The sequence below is a fragment of the Novipirellula galeiformis genome (assembly GCF_007860095.1).
Taxonomy (GTDB): Bacteria; Planctomycetota; Planctomycetia; order Pirellulales; family Pirellulaceae; genus Novipirellula; species Novipirellula galeiformis.
In genome coordinates this window covers 212775-227743 of record NZ_SJPT01000008.1, presented here as the reverse complement: position 1 = coordinate 227743, position 14969 = coordinate 212775, and the positions used below count along the sequence as shown (strand labels likewise).

Genomic DNA, 14969 nt, shown 5'->3' with positions numbered 1-14969 from the left:
GCACGAAGCGGGCTCGTCCGCGGAGCCCTAACAGGGTTTCCCATTGTATCAAGAACTTGGCTCCCGAGGCTCTCAAGAGGGGAAGCGAGAGTATCCCGATCCGGCTGGGGATATATCAACCCGCGGTGGTTGCCTAAGATAGGTCCCTTGATCGGATACGCCCCCCGATGCGACGCGACTCCCTTTGCGATGCGATTCTAGCGGAGTCCCCGAGAAACCCCCGATTCTGCGAACGAACCGTCCCCGAGAAAGTCTTGCACGAAATGAGCCAGTTTTCACGCGCCAATTTTCCTGCCACCCGCATGCGCCGAGTCCGCCGTCACGATTGGTCGCGACGACTGGTCGCCGAGAACCATTTGAGCGTCGACGACTTGATTTGGCCCATTTTCGTGTTTGACGGCAAGGGTCGCCAACCCGTTGAGAGCTTGCCCGGTGTCGACCGCATCGGACTGGATCAAATCCCCGCCACGGTGGAGTCGGCGTGCCGCTTGGGCATTCCCGTGATCGCGATTTTTCCCGCCACCCCCAGTGACCTCAAGACGCCCGATGCGGCGGAGGCCACCAATCCAGACAACTTGGTTTGCCGGGCCGTGCGCAAGATCAAGCAAGAAGCGGGCGATGCACTCGGCGTGTTGTGCGACGTTGCGTTGGATCCCTACAGCAGTCATGGGCAAGACGGGTTGGTGCGTGATTCCTACGTGATCAACGACGAAACAGTCGAAGTCTTGTGTCAACAATCGCGGGTGCAAGCCGAAGCGGGATGCGACATCATTGCTCCGAGCGACATGATGGACGGCCGCATCAAAGCGATTCGCGACACGCTCGAAAGCGCGGGCAAGACCAACGTGCAAATCATGTCGTACGCAGCCAAGTACGCCAGTGCGTTCTATGGCCCGTTTCGCGATGCCGTTGGCTCGTCGGGAAATCTTGGCACGGCCAGCAAGAACACCTATCAACAAGACCCTGCCCAAAGCGACGAAGCCCTGCACGAAGTGGCCCTCGATTTGGCCGAAGGCGCCGACACCGTGATGGTCAAGCCGGGCATGCCGTATCTCGACATTGTCTATCGCGTCAAGTCAACGTTCGGCGTTCCCACGTTCGCGTACCAAGTCAGTGGCGAGTATGCGATGCTTTCCGCGGCCGCTAATCATGGCTGGCTCGATCGTGACAAAGTGATTCTCGAAAGCTTGCTGGCGTTCAAACGCGCCGGTGCCGATGGAGTCCTGACCTACTTTGCCGAAGAAGCCGCACGCCTGCTCCAACCGTAATGCCATATTCCCGCGATAACATGATCATGAATTCCGATCTCGAAAACACGACACTCGACCAATTGACCTCAGCGGTAAGCGAAAAATTTGCTTGGAAATGGGACGAGATTTCCATTGCCGACCAGCCTTTTAAACTCGCCGTTGCATCGGATCCCGATGCCATGTTGATCGACGCATGCGAGCGTCAAGATGCGGGGGAAGAGGGTGTCATCGACCCGTTCTGGGCTACCACGTGGCGAGCCGCTGCGGGGCTCGACCGCTTCCTCGATCAAGTGGAGATCAAAGACACTCCGGTGCTTGAACTGGGTTGCGGCACGGGACATGCGGGAATCGCTGCGATGCTGCGAGGTGCCCAAGTCACACTAACCGATGGCGTTGACGACCCTTTGCTGCTTGTCCGGATGAGTGTGTGGGAACAACGAGACCAATGCACCATCCAACGATTGCGATTCGGAATCGACAAGATCGAAGACCAATCCTTTCCGATCATTTTGGGCTCGGACGTGACGTACCTGCGTCAATTGTGGCCCGAGCTCGACGTTTGCTTGCGTCAACACCTCGCCCCCGGTGGCCAGGTACTGTTGAGCGATCCCTACCGTTTTATCGCGAATGAATTCCGCGAATGGATCCAAAAACACGATTGGCTTTACACCGAGCACAAGATTGAATTGGCCGACGATCCCGAGCATCCAATTCGCATCATGCAGCTAACCGACGCCCGCTAACGCAACCGAGCTTCACCGCACGACGCTTGGTTATCCCATTACGCGTGCCGCGAATTACGTTGACTGCTTCAGCGTTTTTAAAATTTGCTGCCATTGCTCAAGCGTATCGAGCGTGGCTTGCCGAGGATCATCATGCGATGCGTCCCGCGGCGCCGGTCCCCCGTCAACCCTGGACGGCAATTCGCCGGTCAATGCGTCAAACAACTCACCCATGTCCTGGGCGGCTTCGGCAAACTCACCTCCGAGACCACGGATTTCATCGAGCGTGTCTTGGATCGATTGCAGCGGATCACTGCTGTCCCCACCCAACAAACCGCCCAGCATGGCGTTGATCGCATCGGTATCCCCGGCTTGCATCCGCGCCGTGATTTTGAAGTTTTCCACCATTTGTTCTGCGAATTCGACCGGCGTCTGGCCCTCTTCGTTTTTGACCGACAACGACGCCCCTTCGTCGATGATTGCTGCAACCACCGTGGGGTCTTGCGACTGAATCGCCATAAAGATGGGTGCGGGAAACTGTGCGGGAACCTCGCTGACCTTGGCACCGCCCTGCTTCAGCCGCTGCACTTCGTCGCCATCCCCGATACAAATCGCATGGACCAACTTGACGCTGTCGGGAAGCGACGCGAGGTATGCCGCTTCGGCTTGCTGCTCCTGCTCTTCAAGCGAACTCAAAAGATGTTCACGAATCTCCTTTTCTTCGACGGGCAACACTTCGTCAAATCCGCCACAAGGCGTTGAAAACGAAACATCAGCCTGCCCGACATCGATCACGATGTCTTTCCAAACCGCGATACCAAGCCCGTGCTCTTCGTCCCATTCGCAGTCGGTACTGAAGCCGATCCAGGCAAATCCATCAACGGCTTGCGGACGGACCAAAATATCGAGTCCCCCCAAGTTGTCGCGCAGATCCGCAAGACTTTCGATGGCATCATCGTCGTCGAACCAATCTTCGTTGTTTTGCATGAAATAACGCGCCCAACACAACGACGCATCAAGCACTCGCTCGATGATTCGCGACTGATTTTCCAGCAAAAATTTCACGGCCGCGACCTGAGCCTCGGTCGGTTGTCGCTCGACGTCCGACGCCGCCCAGGAAAACTCGTCGTCCGTGTCGATCTCGATCACCACATCGCAAGGCTTCTCGGGACCGTTCCAGCCGTTCAGGCTCGTTTCACAACACCAGCCATCCCCATCCTCACCACGAGTGAACGAGAGACCTTCGATTTGGATCGTTTTTTTCATCTACGGTTTCTGACAGCGATGGAAGTACAAATTGGACAACGCCCACGAGATCGTGAGGCGTGAGGCGTGAGGCGTGAGGCGACGTTGATGGGGAGCACCGCTTTCATGCAACACAAAAGTTTCATGCAACTCAAAAGGCAACCCTCATTTCAATTTGGCGACACCTACTTGGCGACACCTACTTGGCGACACAGTATAGGTGCTGCTTGCCGCGAAAGAAGATCTCGTCACCGACAATCGCCGCCGAGGCATCAATCTCTTCGTCAAGCTTGTTCTTGGCAAGCACCTCAAACGAATCACCATGCTTCAAAACCAACGTCATGCCGTCACGGCCGGTCAGATAAACATGGCCATTCGCCGCAACGGGAGACGCATAAACGGTCGAGATATCGGGCAGCCGGGTTTGATCGATCCGCAATTCGCCCGTTTTGGCATCGCGTGAAACCAGTACGCCGTTGTTGGCTTTGACGAAATAGAGCTGGCCTTGATACAGCAGCGGCGATGGCACATACGGCGCGGCGTCTTCTTCGATCCAAGTGATCGTCTCGCTGTCGGTGATATCTCCTTTGGAGCTCAACGGGATCGAGTAAATCGCGTAACCCCGAAACCCGGTCATCACAATCACGTTGTCTTCAAATCGGACCGGGGATGGAATCGGGTTGCCCGCTTGGCCACCACACTGCCAAATCAATTCTCCCGTTGCCAAATCGTAACTGCGAACCCGATTGCTGCCGTTGGTGATGACTTGAGTGCGTCCGTTAAACTCGGTGATCAAAGGGGTCGCCCAAGTCGTTCGCTCGTCGCGATTTTGACGCCACTTTTCTTCACCCGATTTGGCATCGAGCGCCACGATGAACGATTCGCCTTCGTGATCGAAGGGAACCACAAGCGTTTCGTGGAAAATCGCGGGCGAACTTCCTTCGCCAAATTGGGATCGTGTCTGCATCTTGCCAAGATCGCGAGTCCACAATGTTTTTCCGCTTAGATCCAAACAGTACACGCCGCGCGACCCGAAGGACACATACAACCGCTCGCCGTCGCTAACCGGCGACGCCGATGCAAACGTGTTCGTGTTATGCCCCGCCTCGTGAGGCACTTGCTCAGTAAGCGTGCTCCGCCATACCTCCGCTCCGGTTGCTCGCTCGTAAGCCAGAACCATGAACGCGTAGTAATGGTTTGGTGCCGCTCCACCCCCGGAACGACGTCCGCCGCCGCCACGCCCGCCGCGTCCAACGCCACCGGCCCGCTCTCTACCGGCCCGCTCTCTACCAGGACGAGCGTCACTACGCTCAGCTCGCTGCGATTCGGACGCCCCGGATTCACTTTCCGCCGCCGTCGCGTCCGCTCCTTCGTTCACCCGACCGGTCTTCACCGCGGTGGCGACATAAACGCGGTCGCCGAGCACAATCGGGGTCGAGCTCCCCACGCCGGGCACCTCAATTTTCCAGCGGATGTTCTCGGTTTCGCTCCACTGAATCGGCGGATTGCCATTGCTCGCCGCTCCCGACGCATTGGGTCCACGCCAACGCGGCCAACCCAATTCCTGGGCCGAACTGGGAACGCCCATGCAAACGATCAAGGCAGATGCAGCAGACGCGATGAAATAGGGTAATCTCACAAAAACAGTCCCAAAAGCAAGAAAGATGAAGTGCAAGTCAGCGAGGCCATCGCTCGTTTTAACCCGCTAAGCGTCCCCAGGTTCCGCTGGCCCGCGATTCGGCTGCGAACGCCCCTTTGCCCAAAAACCGAGCGATACCGTTGATTTAACGAATGTTTGCGAGGAGCGAAAGGCGTCAGTGTTGGCGAAAGCACTTCGCAAGCCCGCACTCGGCAAGCCCCCTAGCATTTGTAACGGGGCACGCGCTGGTGCAAATTCCCAATAGCAACGACGATCAATTTCGGATCGCGCCCCCCTTGGATTAATGCCGTTTCCCCAACCGCCGCTGCAGTCCCTCCGTTGCATGCGACGTCAGCATCGCGGAAACCTGCTTGGCATCCAATGCAAACGCTCCTAATTCGGTCGCGTTTTGCGCAGCAACGAGCGACGCGACCCGAGCACACTCGCGCGTCGAGAATCCCTTGGAGAAGGCGAACAGAAACGCACCGTGATACGTGTCGCCACAACCGGTCGTGTCTCGAACCGAGGTGACCTGCGTTGCCGGTTGATGCCATGGCGTCTCATCACGCTGGGCAATCCAACTGCCCCGCTCGCCACATGTCACCCCCACGCAACGTGAACCGAACTCCGCTTGCAGAAACGCAACAAGCTCGGCGGGTGCAACGTGGCAGCTGGATTTTGTCTGGGCATGGAAATGGGCGTGAGCAAAATGCTCGGACACAATCAAAAGGTCACTCGCTCGGACAAGCGGCAGGACCTCGTTGCGGTAGCGATGGGCACCGCCATCAAACGAAACCAACGTGCCGTGTTGTTTGGCAACCTCAATGGCCCGCAAACAAGTTTGCAAGTGTCGCCCATTGAGGTGCAGGATTTTGGCTGCAGCCACCCCTCTCGCCAATTCGTCGCTCCAAGGTAGTTCCCGATCGTTTGCCGGTGCAAAGACGATCGTTCGCGACGCGGACGCCGAAGCGGCGTTGACCCAAATGGTGGCCACCGAAGCGGCTTGGCCCTCAACTTGTTGGACCCATTGCACATCCACCGCAGCGGCGCGGAGCGCGGCCAAAATCGACTCGGACATCGGATCAAACCCGAGCAAATCGGCAAACGCGGCACGACCACCGAGCGCTCCGACGGTCGCCGTGGCTACGGCAATGCCGCCACCGATCCCTACGGCTCGCTGTTGAGCACGCACCACCGATTCCTCGGCGGGAAAACCATCGACCACCATGACGGTGTCGAGGACCGAGACCCCGATTCCCATGACGTCAAATTGTTTTTGCACTTGAGTTCCCTTGTTTCTTGATTCGCTCCCTTGACATTGCGACCGCTCGCATCAATTATCAATCGTCAAATGACGAAGATGACTGGGCTTGCACAACGCTTGACAAGCGGCCCCGGTTGGTTCACGCGGCGCTCGCGTGGAGACGGCAATCGTTCCGTCACGTCACTCACCATGTTGTCGGATACCCGTTCTGTGGCTCACTGGCATCTCTTGGACACTTTTGCGTCGCAACGCAACCACGTCCACCTGCGATTTTTTCCCACCCGCTTCACGCTCGCCCTCTCGGCCGCCCTGTTTGCGATCACGCTCGGCGCCCCTTCCGCATCCGCGGCGGACATCGACCCAATGGATTGGCCTAATTGGCGAGGTCCTCAGCAAAACAGCACCTCCCGCGAAACGGGGCTGATCGAAAAGTTCAATCCCAAAGGCGGCAAGGGCAGCAACGTGCTGTGGAAGAGCGAAGCGGCCGCAGGCATCTCCACTCCGATCGTGATGCACGGACGACTTTACACGATCGTTCGCGATTCACCAGGCACCCCCAAAGACGCCGAGAAAGTCATCTGTCTCGATGCCGTCACGGGCGAGTTGATCTGGGAGAACATTTACAACGTCTTTCTCTCGGACGTTCCGGCCGAACGAGTCGGATGGTCCAACGTTTGTGGCGACCCCGAAACCAATCGCGTTTACGCACTGGGGGCTTGCTGTTTACTGAATTGCATCGATGGCGAAACCGGAAAAACGATCTGGGAACGCTCGTTGAGCGAAGAATACGGAATGCTAAGCACCTACGGTGGGCGCACGAACTCACCGGTCGTGTTTGAAAACCTTGTCATCATTAGCGGCGTGACCACCGGCTGGGACGAAACCGCACGACCGGCACACCGATTCATGGCCTTTGACAAAACCAACGGCGACTTGGTTTGGATCACCAGCACGCGTCCGCTGCCCGAAGACACCACCTATAGCACTCCCACCATCGCGGTGATCAATGGGCAACAAGTTTTGGTCACCGGTTCAGGCGACGGTACGATTCACGGAATCCAACCTCGCACCGGCAAGGTGCTTTGGCACGAATTGCTTTCGCGCCGCGGGGTCAACACCAGCGTCACCGTGGATCACCAAGGCAAGGTCTACGCCGCTCATGGTGAAGAGAACCCCGTCGGCACCGCAATGGGAGCGGTGGTACAAATCAATGCCCCGTTCGCGTCACTCGAATCGGCATCGGCGGAACGATGGCGCACCGAAGAATTGACGGTTGGAAAGAGCTCACCTCTGAAGGTCAACGACCGGATTTACGTGGTCGAAGATTCATCGCGGCTGCATGTATTGGATGCCGAAAGCGGTAAAGCAATTGGCAAGCCACTGAAGCTTGGTACGGCGATGCGAGGCAGTCTGTTGTACGCCGATGGGAAAATTTATGCTTGCACCGCAACAGGCTATTTCTACGTGTTAGAGCCCAGCGATGACGGAGTCACGACGCGGTTCAAGGTCCGCTTGCCCAGCGGTCACGACGTAGGCGGATCCCCAATCGTGTCCCATGGACGAATTTACTTGCCCACCACCGGCGGCTTGTTCTGTCTCGGATCCGAAGGCCTCAAACCCGCAATGGGTCCGGAGGCGAGCGAATCAGCCCCCGCCGAAGTCGCCACCAGCGAAGACACCCAAGTCGCTCAATTGCAACTGATTCCGGCCGAAGCGATCGTTCGCCAAGGCAGCGAACTGCCTTTAAAGGTGGTTGCGTTTAACACCCTCGGTCAACGGCTCGAATCATTACCTACGGATCTCGAATTCGCGGTTTCCGGCGATGGTGGCACGGTCGACTCGGAGGGCGTATTCCATTCGTCCGGCGCCAACACCCATCAAGCTGCGATCATCACCGTACGAAGTGGAGCAATCACTCAACAAGCTCGGCTAAGAGTGATCCCGGCTCTGCCCTGGAAGTTTGACTTCGCATCGAACGAAGTTCCGGTGACTTGGATCGGTGCTCGCTATCGCCATGAAGCACGCAAAATCGACGGCAACCCCGCCATCGTCAAAATCACCACGATCCCTAAAGGAACCCGCAGCCAAACCTGGATGGGGCCAGCGGACCTACATGACTACACCGTCACGGCGGATGTCAAAGCGGCCGCGAACACCGCGAAACTGCCCGACATCGGTCTGATCAATGGACGCTACACGCTCGATTTGATGGGCGAGTCTCAGCAACTACAAATTCGCACCTGGGCCGCGCAACTGCGAATGGCGAAAAGCGTATCGCTCGACTGGAAAGCCGACACTTGGTACACGTTGAAGGTGCAAACCAAAGTGGAAAGCACCAACGCAATCATTCGAGCCAAAGTGTGGCCACGCGATCAAAGCGAGCCAAACGAATGGACGTTAACGGCAATCGATGAAGCTCCCAACCGAAGGGGCAGCCCAGGGTTGTTTGGTAACGCCACCAATGCGGAAATCTTCATCGACAATGTGACGGTGGTTTCCAACCCGTAGCGAGTGCTGATTTCATCCGCAGGCGATGGGCGGCGGTGTTGCTAAGCAACCGTCGCCTCCCTAGGCATAAACGCCTCAGCGCTGGGATCGTACTTCCGCAGCAGCGTCGCGCCGGTTTCGTAACATTGCTCGTTGATGCGTCGCACCCGTGTAATTCGCACCCGCACCCAAAATGTGGGCAACACGATCCGCAACTCTTCCTCGGGGTAAAATTGGATGGACGCTAAAAACCCCGCTCCGGTCCTGGAAAAATCTCGAGTATAAATCCCAATCGGGTCACTCGCTCGCAGCCGGAACGGCAAGGAAACTTCGGACCAAGCCAGCGAGCGTGTGCGAATGCTAATCCGTTGATTGCTACGCTCATCATTGGGAAACGACGCCGACGCCTCACCGTTACTCGCGAAGTAACGGGACAATTCGTCCGGCATCTGGATGTCCCATTGCACTTGTTCTATCAGCAAATTTAGGCGCTGAGAATAATCGACTTCCAACATTCCAACACCTCGAGATCGAATGACGCGGAACCTTCTCGCTCAAGCACCTCAAGGGCCTTGTTACGCGATAAAGGTTTTCGGTAAGGACGCTGGCTGGTCAATGCTTCAAACACATCCACCACCGCACAAATCTTTGCCCATGGATGAATTTCCGAGCCGACGCATCCTACCGGATACCCATGCCCATCCATTCGCTCGTGATGTTGATAGACCATCAACAATTGACCCTCATTCAAATCGGTTCGCTTGGCCAACTTACGAAACCCCAAACCGGGGTGCCGCTTGACTTGTCGAAACTCCCATTCATCGAGCCGCCCAGGCTTGGATAAGATTCGATCATCAATGTCGAGCTTGCCGAGATCGTGCAACAGACCGCCAGTCGTGATTTGCTCAACCTCTTCTGCGGAGTACCCCAAACCGGCCGCCAACATCGCCGCATAAAACGCGACGTTAGTGGAATGAGTAAAGGTTGCGTAGTCGTGATGGAGGACACGAAACAGGTCACTCGCAGCGAATTCGTCGCGTGTAATGATCTCGGCGGTCAAAGCACCTAGTTGGCTAATCGTTGCCACAGCTTCATTTAAATCGCGACTACCAAATGCGGATCTCAGGGAATCGAGAACCACCTCATTCAAGGCGCCCGCTTGCAATTGGGGCGCGACGTCGACGGCTCCCAAGTCGGTATCCAATAGACGCCGGAGGTACGCTTGGTAGCGTGGTCCGGAATCTTTCCCGATATACAACAGATGAATCCCGCGACCGCGTAGTCGCTCAAGATCATCCAGCGTCAGAGGGTAAGTTGCTCCACGGTATAGAACGTACCGACCTGAATCTTGTTCCCTTTGGAACAGATCGAGTCCCACCGTCTTTGCGGGAAGCAAAGTCGCGACACTAATCGGTAGGTAATCCACAGCGAGCATGATACATGTGCCTATGAAACTCTCATCGCCACCCTCACCCGAGGGCATCGATAAAACCTTAGGACGCACGTTCACAACGGTCGGTGTCTTCTACTTCGAAAGCCAAAGTTTATCCACCAGTCTAGGTATGTTTGTCATACCCAATCGTCTTAACCCGCACCAACCCCCGCCATCAGCGGAATCCATCGCGAATAAAAGCGTCCCGAAAGCGACACCAGCAACGGATTTACGGGTTTTCGATCCCCCTCCGCCGATATCATCGCCTCCCCGTCAGACCATTTTGCGAAGCAGAGAAGACAAAAAACGAAGTCCCCTGGCCGCCATTTTCGCAAATCAGGCTGCGATCACGCCACCTTTTGCTCTGCGGATGCAATCATTTGTCCAAGAATTTCACGCAGTGAAACCCGTATATCCCAATCGGGATAATGAGCCCGTAACTTGGACAAATCGCTGATATAACAGATATGATCGCCTTTCCGGTTGTCGTCGGCGAGCGAAAAGTTCAGCTGATAGCCTCCAATCTCTTCAATCAGTGCAATGCACTCGAGCACGCTTGCGGCGTTGTCGCGACCACCGCCGATGTTGTAAACCTCGCCGGGGCGGGGAGCCTTGGCAAAGGCCTCGAAGGCCTTGACGACATCACTGCACTCAATTTGATCACGGACCTGTTTCCCTTTGTAACCAAAGATGGTGTAAGGTTTTCCGATCACCGCGACGTGGACCAAGTAGCTAAGGAAACCATGCAGCTCGACTCCACTATGGCTGGCTCCGGTCAAACATCCCCCTCGGAACACGCCGGTTTTCAGCCCAAAATACCTACCGTACTCTTGCGCCAACACGTCTGCGGCCGTCTTGGACGCACCGAACAAGGAGTGCATCGTTTGGTCGATCCGACACGATTCATCGATGCCGTTATAATCTTCGGGATTGGCGTATTCCCAACGCGTCTCCAATTCCTTCAACGACAACTCGTTCGGCGCATCCCCGTAGACCTTATTGGTACTCATGTGACAAAACACTGCGTCGGGTGCAAATTGACGCGTCGCTTCAAGCAGATTCAAGGTGCCAACGGCATTAACTTCGAAGTCTAAGAAAGGGATCGCCGCAGCCTTGTCATGCGATGGCTGAGCGGCGCAGTGAATGACCAAATCGGGTGGCTCATTTTTAAACAAATCGAGAATCGGCTCACGATCGCGAATGTCGATTGACTCGGTGCGAAAGTTCTTGGTTTCTGATTCAAGCTGGCTCTGATTCCATCGCGTGCTGCCATCGGGGCCGAAAAACGTCGCCCGCATGTCATTGTCGATTCCGATCACTTGGTCGCCCGCCGCATCCCAATGACGCACGGCCGCAGAACCGATCAATCCACTTGACCCTGTCACTATTACTCGCATGAGAATCTCTGCTTTGTCTTGGAATCGAAATAGTCCGCTGCTGTAAACTGCTTGCGATTGTAGCCGCTGATCGCTTGAAGAACAGAATGCGGCTCGCCGGCGCAGGCAACTTTGCACAAATCCCAACCATCGCAACGGCAGCCGATCGGCTGGCACGCCTGTTGCGATAACGGCGGTTCCCGCGGGCTAAGGCTGGAGCACGAATTCGGCGGGCAATTCATACTTGCCCTCGGCCGCTTGCCGTGTCGTGACCAAGAGTTCCTTCTTGCCAGGGCGAGTGGGATCATCGGCGACCACCCAAACCAAAGCCTGCTTCGCGTCATGCGAGCCGGTTGCGGTCTTATCGGGATTTGCGCCCAGCAGTAGATCGGTCAACACTTGCCGAAACGGCATATCCTTTTTCGCAAAGCCGCGAATTTGCTGATTCTGAGTGATCCCCATTTTTTGCAAATCGCCCCCGATGATCCGCATCGGTGGCACTTCAGTCCCCTCGGGCAGAAAGGCTGCGAATTGTTCGGCAATAATATCGATCCCGAACTCGAGTGATTCCTGCTCAAAGGTTACCGACATTTTTTGCGAGAGGAGCTCCTCCACCGTGAGCGTCTTCTTGGAAGCCGTCGCAGCCACCACCCCTGTTGCATTACCCGTCGTATTGATGGCAAACAGCGTCGCCAACGTGATTTGCGAGGCGGCATCGGCAGGCAAATAGGCGTTGCCGATCGCGGCTCGATCCGCCACACCGTAGCGAGCATAACGGCTGAGAAAACTCATCATCGCAGGCAACTGGTTCGCCAACAGCCGCCATGAGGAGTCAGGCACGGCATCGAGCACAAAGTCTTTAGCCCACTGCGGCGTCGCATCGACCGCTTCATTCAAGTGTTTCATCAACGACGCTTCGCTGATACCGCCACTAGGTGACAAACGCACCTCCGCATAAAGCCGTTCGTCGTCAAAATGGGCGAGCATCATCGCGGCCGCAACATTGGGTATCAAAAACGACTTCAGCGGAGCGACCAATCGCGGTGCTCCATCAAGCAACAAGTTGCGTGCATCGGCGAACAGGAAATTTGGAGTTGCGATCACGACAAAGTCAGTTTCCGCACTGGTCGCATCCCACAGCGATTGCATGCTTCGTGGCAAGAGAATATTGGCTCCGGCGTTCTCCGCGACCTCCTTGGTTCGGGCAATCGATGCGACGGCGAACGCAGTCACACGATTCCCGTTGGCATCGACATCCCCGACAAAATAAGCATCGGAATCAACTTCGTCTCCTGCATACAAGGTCACCCCCTCCGGCGTACGCGAGGCGGAAACGTCCCACGCCTTGACGAGAGAATCGAGCGGTGTGGGTTCGCGAAGTGTTACCGCCAGCGAGACTTCGGGCCACCCCTCTTTGCCTTTGTGCATCGCCATCGACAACCGATTCATTTTTTCGATTGGAACCTTCGCACGTGCAACCGATTGATCGAGCAACCCTTGTAAATCCGGAGCGAGCGAATCCAAGAACAAGGCGCCCTTGGGATTGGAGCGCAACGAGGCGAGATTCACCGAAACAATCACCGCAGGCCCCGGCGGCAACATTGACAACGGCGCAGACGTCTCTGTTGCAAACGGCGGCAGCCACAACAAACGATCATCGTCAACCACTTGGTAACCCAACGTATCGGATGGCGTTTGAACTCCAGCAGACTTGGCGGGCTGCTTTGTTTCGGAATTGCGGGATGCTCCGGTCACCGAAGGAACACGATCGGGCACCGGCGGTCGGGTGCGTTTCTTTGTAACGGTTTGTTGTTTGCCAGTGCCTCCGACAAGCAACATGATCATCAGCATTAAAACGGCAACACACAAACCGCCCAGGATGAACGGTGCTTTGTTCGACTTTCGCTTTCGGCGTCGACGTCGAGGCAGGGACGGTGACGAATCGGGCTCGGATGGTTCAGAAACCGCGACCGGCGGAGCATGCGACTGGGAGGCTGGTGAGTCGTCTCGATCGATCGCAACCACGGGCGTTTCCGCAGACTCCGCTTCGGATTGCGTGCGAATCGCGGGAGCGGGAGCGGGTGCAGGTGTGGGTGTGAGCAACGCTGGCGCTACCGTCTCGGTGACGACCGGCCTTGATGACGAAGTCGGCTCCGCCGCCGCAGGCTCCGCCGCCGCAGACTCGATCATCGTGGCGGTCGCGCGGAGCGCGTCGGCGAACTGCGAGACCGTGGCGAAGCGGGATGCTGGATTCCTGGCCATCGCGAACGCCACCACGCGCAGCAGTGGATCGCCTGACTCACCTGCGGCAACCGCTGCGGCAATCGGCGCGGGGGTCACCGTGGCATGCTGCGACATCATCTCGGCAGGCGAATCGGCTGAGAAAGGCAATTCGCCAATCACCAAGCGATAGATCAAACACCCCAACGAATAAATGTCGCTGGCGGCACTGCACGCAGCCGAGGGATCGGTCAGTTCGGGGGCGGCATAAGCGGTCGGTGATTCAGAGCGATCCAGCCAAGCAAAAGGGTTCTCCAATTGCGGTGAAACCGCCGGTCCCGATGGATCTCGCAACAACCGAACCGAACCATCTTTGCCAATCCACACACGATCGGTCCGCACCTCGCCGTGCCATAACGAACTCGCATGCAAAGCGGCTAACGCATCGCAAACCGCAATCGCGATCTCACAAGCCTTTTTGGGACTCAGCTTCGCCCCCGCTTTCAACGATGCCGATAACGAAGCACCGCTAGGCAGCGGTGAATAGACGACAATGTTGTCGTCGACCGAATCCAATTCGATGGACTGGAGTGTATCGCTGGTGACCCCCGCATGGGCGGCAACCCATTGGTCACGACCGCCGCTGAGCTGTTCCGGTGTGGTACGAAACAGCACGCCTACGGCTGGTTTGGCCGAGCCGGCTTCTTGGCGCACCACCGGCAACCAACGGCTCAACGGAACTGCGGCGGCCAACGCGGTTTGCAGGTAACGTCCGTGCAGAATCGGCACCGCCTCGGACCCCAGTAGCGACTTTGCTTGGAACGGAGTCAGCGCTCCCGTCTTGACCAAATACTTTGCCAAGGAGACGGCATCATCGGGAGGCAGTCCACCCGTTTTCTCAGCGTAACCGGCTGCATAACGCTTACAGCCTGACGCATCGGTTACGCCGTTACGAACCAACCTTGTCCAGAACTCGCTAAGTGCGACCGCCATGAATAAACAACATTTCAGTGTCGAGAAGGAACCGGGGAGAAAGAAAAACGCTTTCCACCACGAGATAGTCTAATCGATCAGCCGTTTTCAGCCGACCACGGTTTGCGGGAGCCTTTATTTTGGTCGACAAACGCCATTTCCGGAACACGTTTCTATGGTGAACGCAATTCAAGTGCCCCGAAGTCCACTTAGCCTGCGGGTGCCGCGGTCGCCCTACGGGACCGCCGTGCAGCGGTGGCGAAAACCATGATGGATGGCTGACACCCCCCCGATCGGAAAACACAGCGATCTTGGACAGCCCCGCCCCGTGATTCGCCGATCGTAGTGTGCGATGCGCCGAC

At 56.8% G+C, this 14969-nt stretch carries 10 protein-coding genes; 3 read left to right on the top strand and 7 right to left on the bottom strand.

What is annotated here, in order from left to right; all coding sequences use genetic code 11:
* Positions 1-263: 263 nt before the first annotated feature.
* Both hemB and Pla52o_RS20550 read left to right on the top strand, forming a co-directional pair.
* Positions 264-1268: a porphobilinogen synthase gene (gene hemB, locus Pla52o_RS20555; RefSeq protein ID WP_231612510.1), complete on the top strand. Its 1005-nt coding sequence runs from the start codon at positions 264-266 to the stop codon at positions 1266-1268.
* A gap of 26 nt (positions 1269-1294) precedes the next feature.
* A complete protein-coding gene (locus Pla52o_RS20550) occupies positions 1295-1993 on the top strand; it encodes a class I SAM-dependent methyltransferase (protein ID WP_231612509.1) in 699 nt (232 codons plus the stop codon).
* A gap of 54 nt (positions 1994-2047) precedes the next feature.
* Here Pla52o_RS20550 and Pla52o_RS20545 read toward each other — a convergent pair whose 3' ends face one another.
* From Pla52o_RS20545 to Pla52o_RS20535, 3 genes are all read right to left on the bottom strand, one after another.
* On the bottom strand, positions 2048-3238 hold the full coding sequence (locus Pla52o_RS20545; RefSeq protein ID WP_146596505.1) for a DUF6985 domain-containing protein: 1191 nt from the start codon (positions 3236-3238) through the stop codon (positions 2048-2050).
* Between the two features lie 178 nt (positions 3239-3416).
* Entirely contained in the window at positions 3417-4805 is a 1389-nt protein-coding gene (locus Pla52o_RS20540) for a PQQ-binding-like beta-propeller repeat protein (RefSeq protein ID WP_146596610.1), read from the bottom strand.
* Between the two features lie 352 nt (positions 4806-5157).
* Entirely contained in the window at positions 5158-6138 is a 981-nt protein-coding gene (locus Pla52o_RS20535) for a carbohydrate kinase family protein (RefSeq protein ID WP_146596504.1), read from the bottom strand.
* A gap of 69 nt (positions 6139-6207) precedes the next feature.
* On the opposite strand from Pla52o_RS20535, the gene Pla52o_RS20530 reads away from it, so the two are divergent.
* A complete protein-coding gene (locus Pla52o_RS20530; protein WP_390620905.1) occupies positions 6208-8628 on the top strand; it encodes a PQQ-binding-like beta-propeller repeat protein in 2421 nt (806 codons plus the stop codon).
* Between the two features lie 41 nt (positions 8629-8669).
* On the opposite strand, the gene Pla52o_RS20525 is transcribed toward Pla52o_RS20530, so the two are convergent.
* The 4 genes from Pla52o_RS20525 to Pla52o_RS20510 form a co-directional block, all read right to left on the bottom strand.
* Positions 8670-9074, bottom strand: coding sequence for a hypothetical protein (locus Pla52o_RS20525; protein ID WP_146596608.1), 405 nt, complete (start codon positions 9072-9074; stop codon positions 8670-8672).
* Between the two features lie 17 nt (positions 9075-9091).
* Entirely contained in the window at positions 9092-10042 is a 951-nt protein-coding gene (locus Pla52o_RS20520; RefSeq protein ID WP_146596503.1) for an HD-GYP domain-containing protein, read from the bottom strand.
* 344 nt (positions 10043-10386) lie between these two features.
* On the bottom strand, positions 10387-11436 hold the full coding sequence (locus Pla52o_RS20515; RefSeq protein WP_146596502.1) for an NAD-dependent epimerase/dehydratase family protein: 1050 nt from the start codon (positions 11434-11436) through the stop codon (positions 10387-10389).
* A 186-nt stretch (positions 11437-11622) separates the two neighbouring features.
* Positions 11623-14628 carry a serine/threonine protein kinase gene (locus Pla52o_RS20510; protein WP_146596501.1) on the bottom strand — a complete coding sequence of 1002 codons (3006 nt, stop codon included), beginning with the start codon at positions 14626-14628 and terminating at the stop codon, positions 11623-11625.
* Positions 14629-14969 lie beyond the last annotated feature (341 nt).

Excerpts from the sequence above, each read along its gene's own strand:
- Pla52o_RS20510 (WP_146596501.1), bottom strand. The coding sequence starts at position 14,628 with ATGGCGGTCGCACTTAGCGAGTTCTGGACAAGGTTGGTTCGTAACGGC.
- Pla52o_RS20545 (WP_146596505.1), bottom strand. The coding sequence starts at position 3,238 with ATGAAAAAAACGATCCAAATCGAAGGTCTCTCGTTCACTCGTGGTGAG.
- Pla52o_RS20530 (WP_390620905.1), top strand. The coding sequence starts at position 6,208 with ATGACGAAGATGACTGGGCTTGCACAACGCTTGACAAGCGGCCCCGGT.
- hemB (WP_231612510.1), top strand. The coding sequence starts at position 264 with ATGAGCCAGTTTTCACGCGCCAATTTTCCTGCCACCCGCATGCGCCGA.
- Pla52o_RS20550 (WP_231612509.1), top strand. The coding sequence starts at position 1,295 with ATGAATTCCGATCTCGAAAACACGACACTCGACCAATTGACCTCAGCG.
- Pla52o_RS20540 (WP_146596610.1), bottom strand. The coding sequence starts at position 4,805 with ATGGGCGTTCCCAGTTCGGCCCAGGAATTGGGTTGGCCGCGTTGGCGT.
- Pla52o_RS20515 (WP_146596502.1), bottom strand. The coding sequence starts at position 11,436 with ATGCGAGTAATAGTGACAGGGTCAAGTGGATTGATCGGTTCTGCGGCC.
- Pla52o_RS20520 (WP_146596503.1), bottom strand. The coding sequence starts at position 10,042 with ATGCTCGCTGTGGATTACCTACCGATTAGTGTCGCGACTTTGCTTCCC.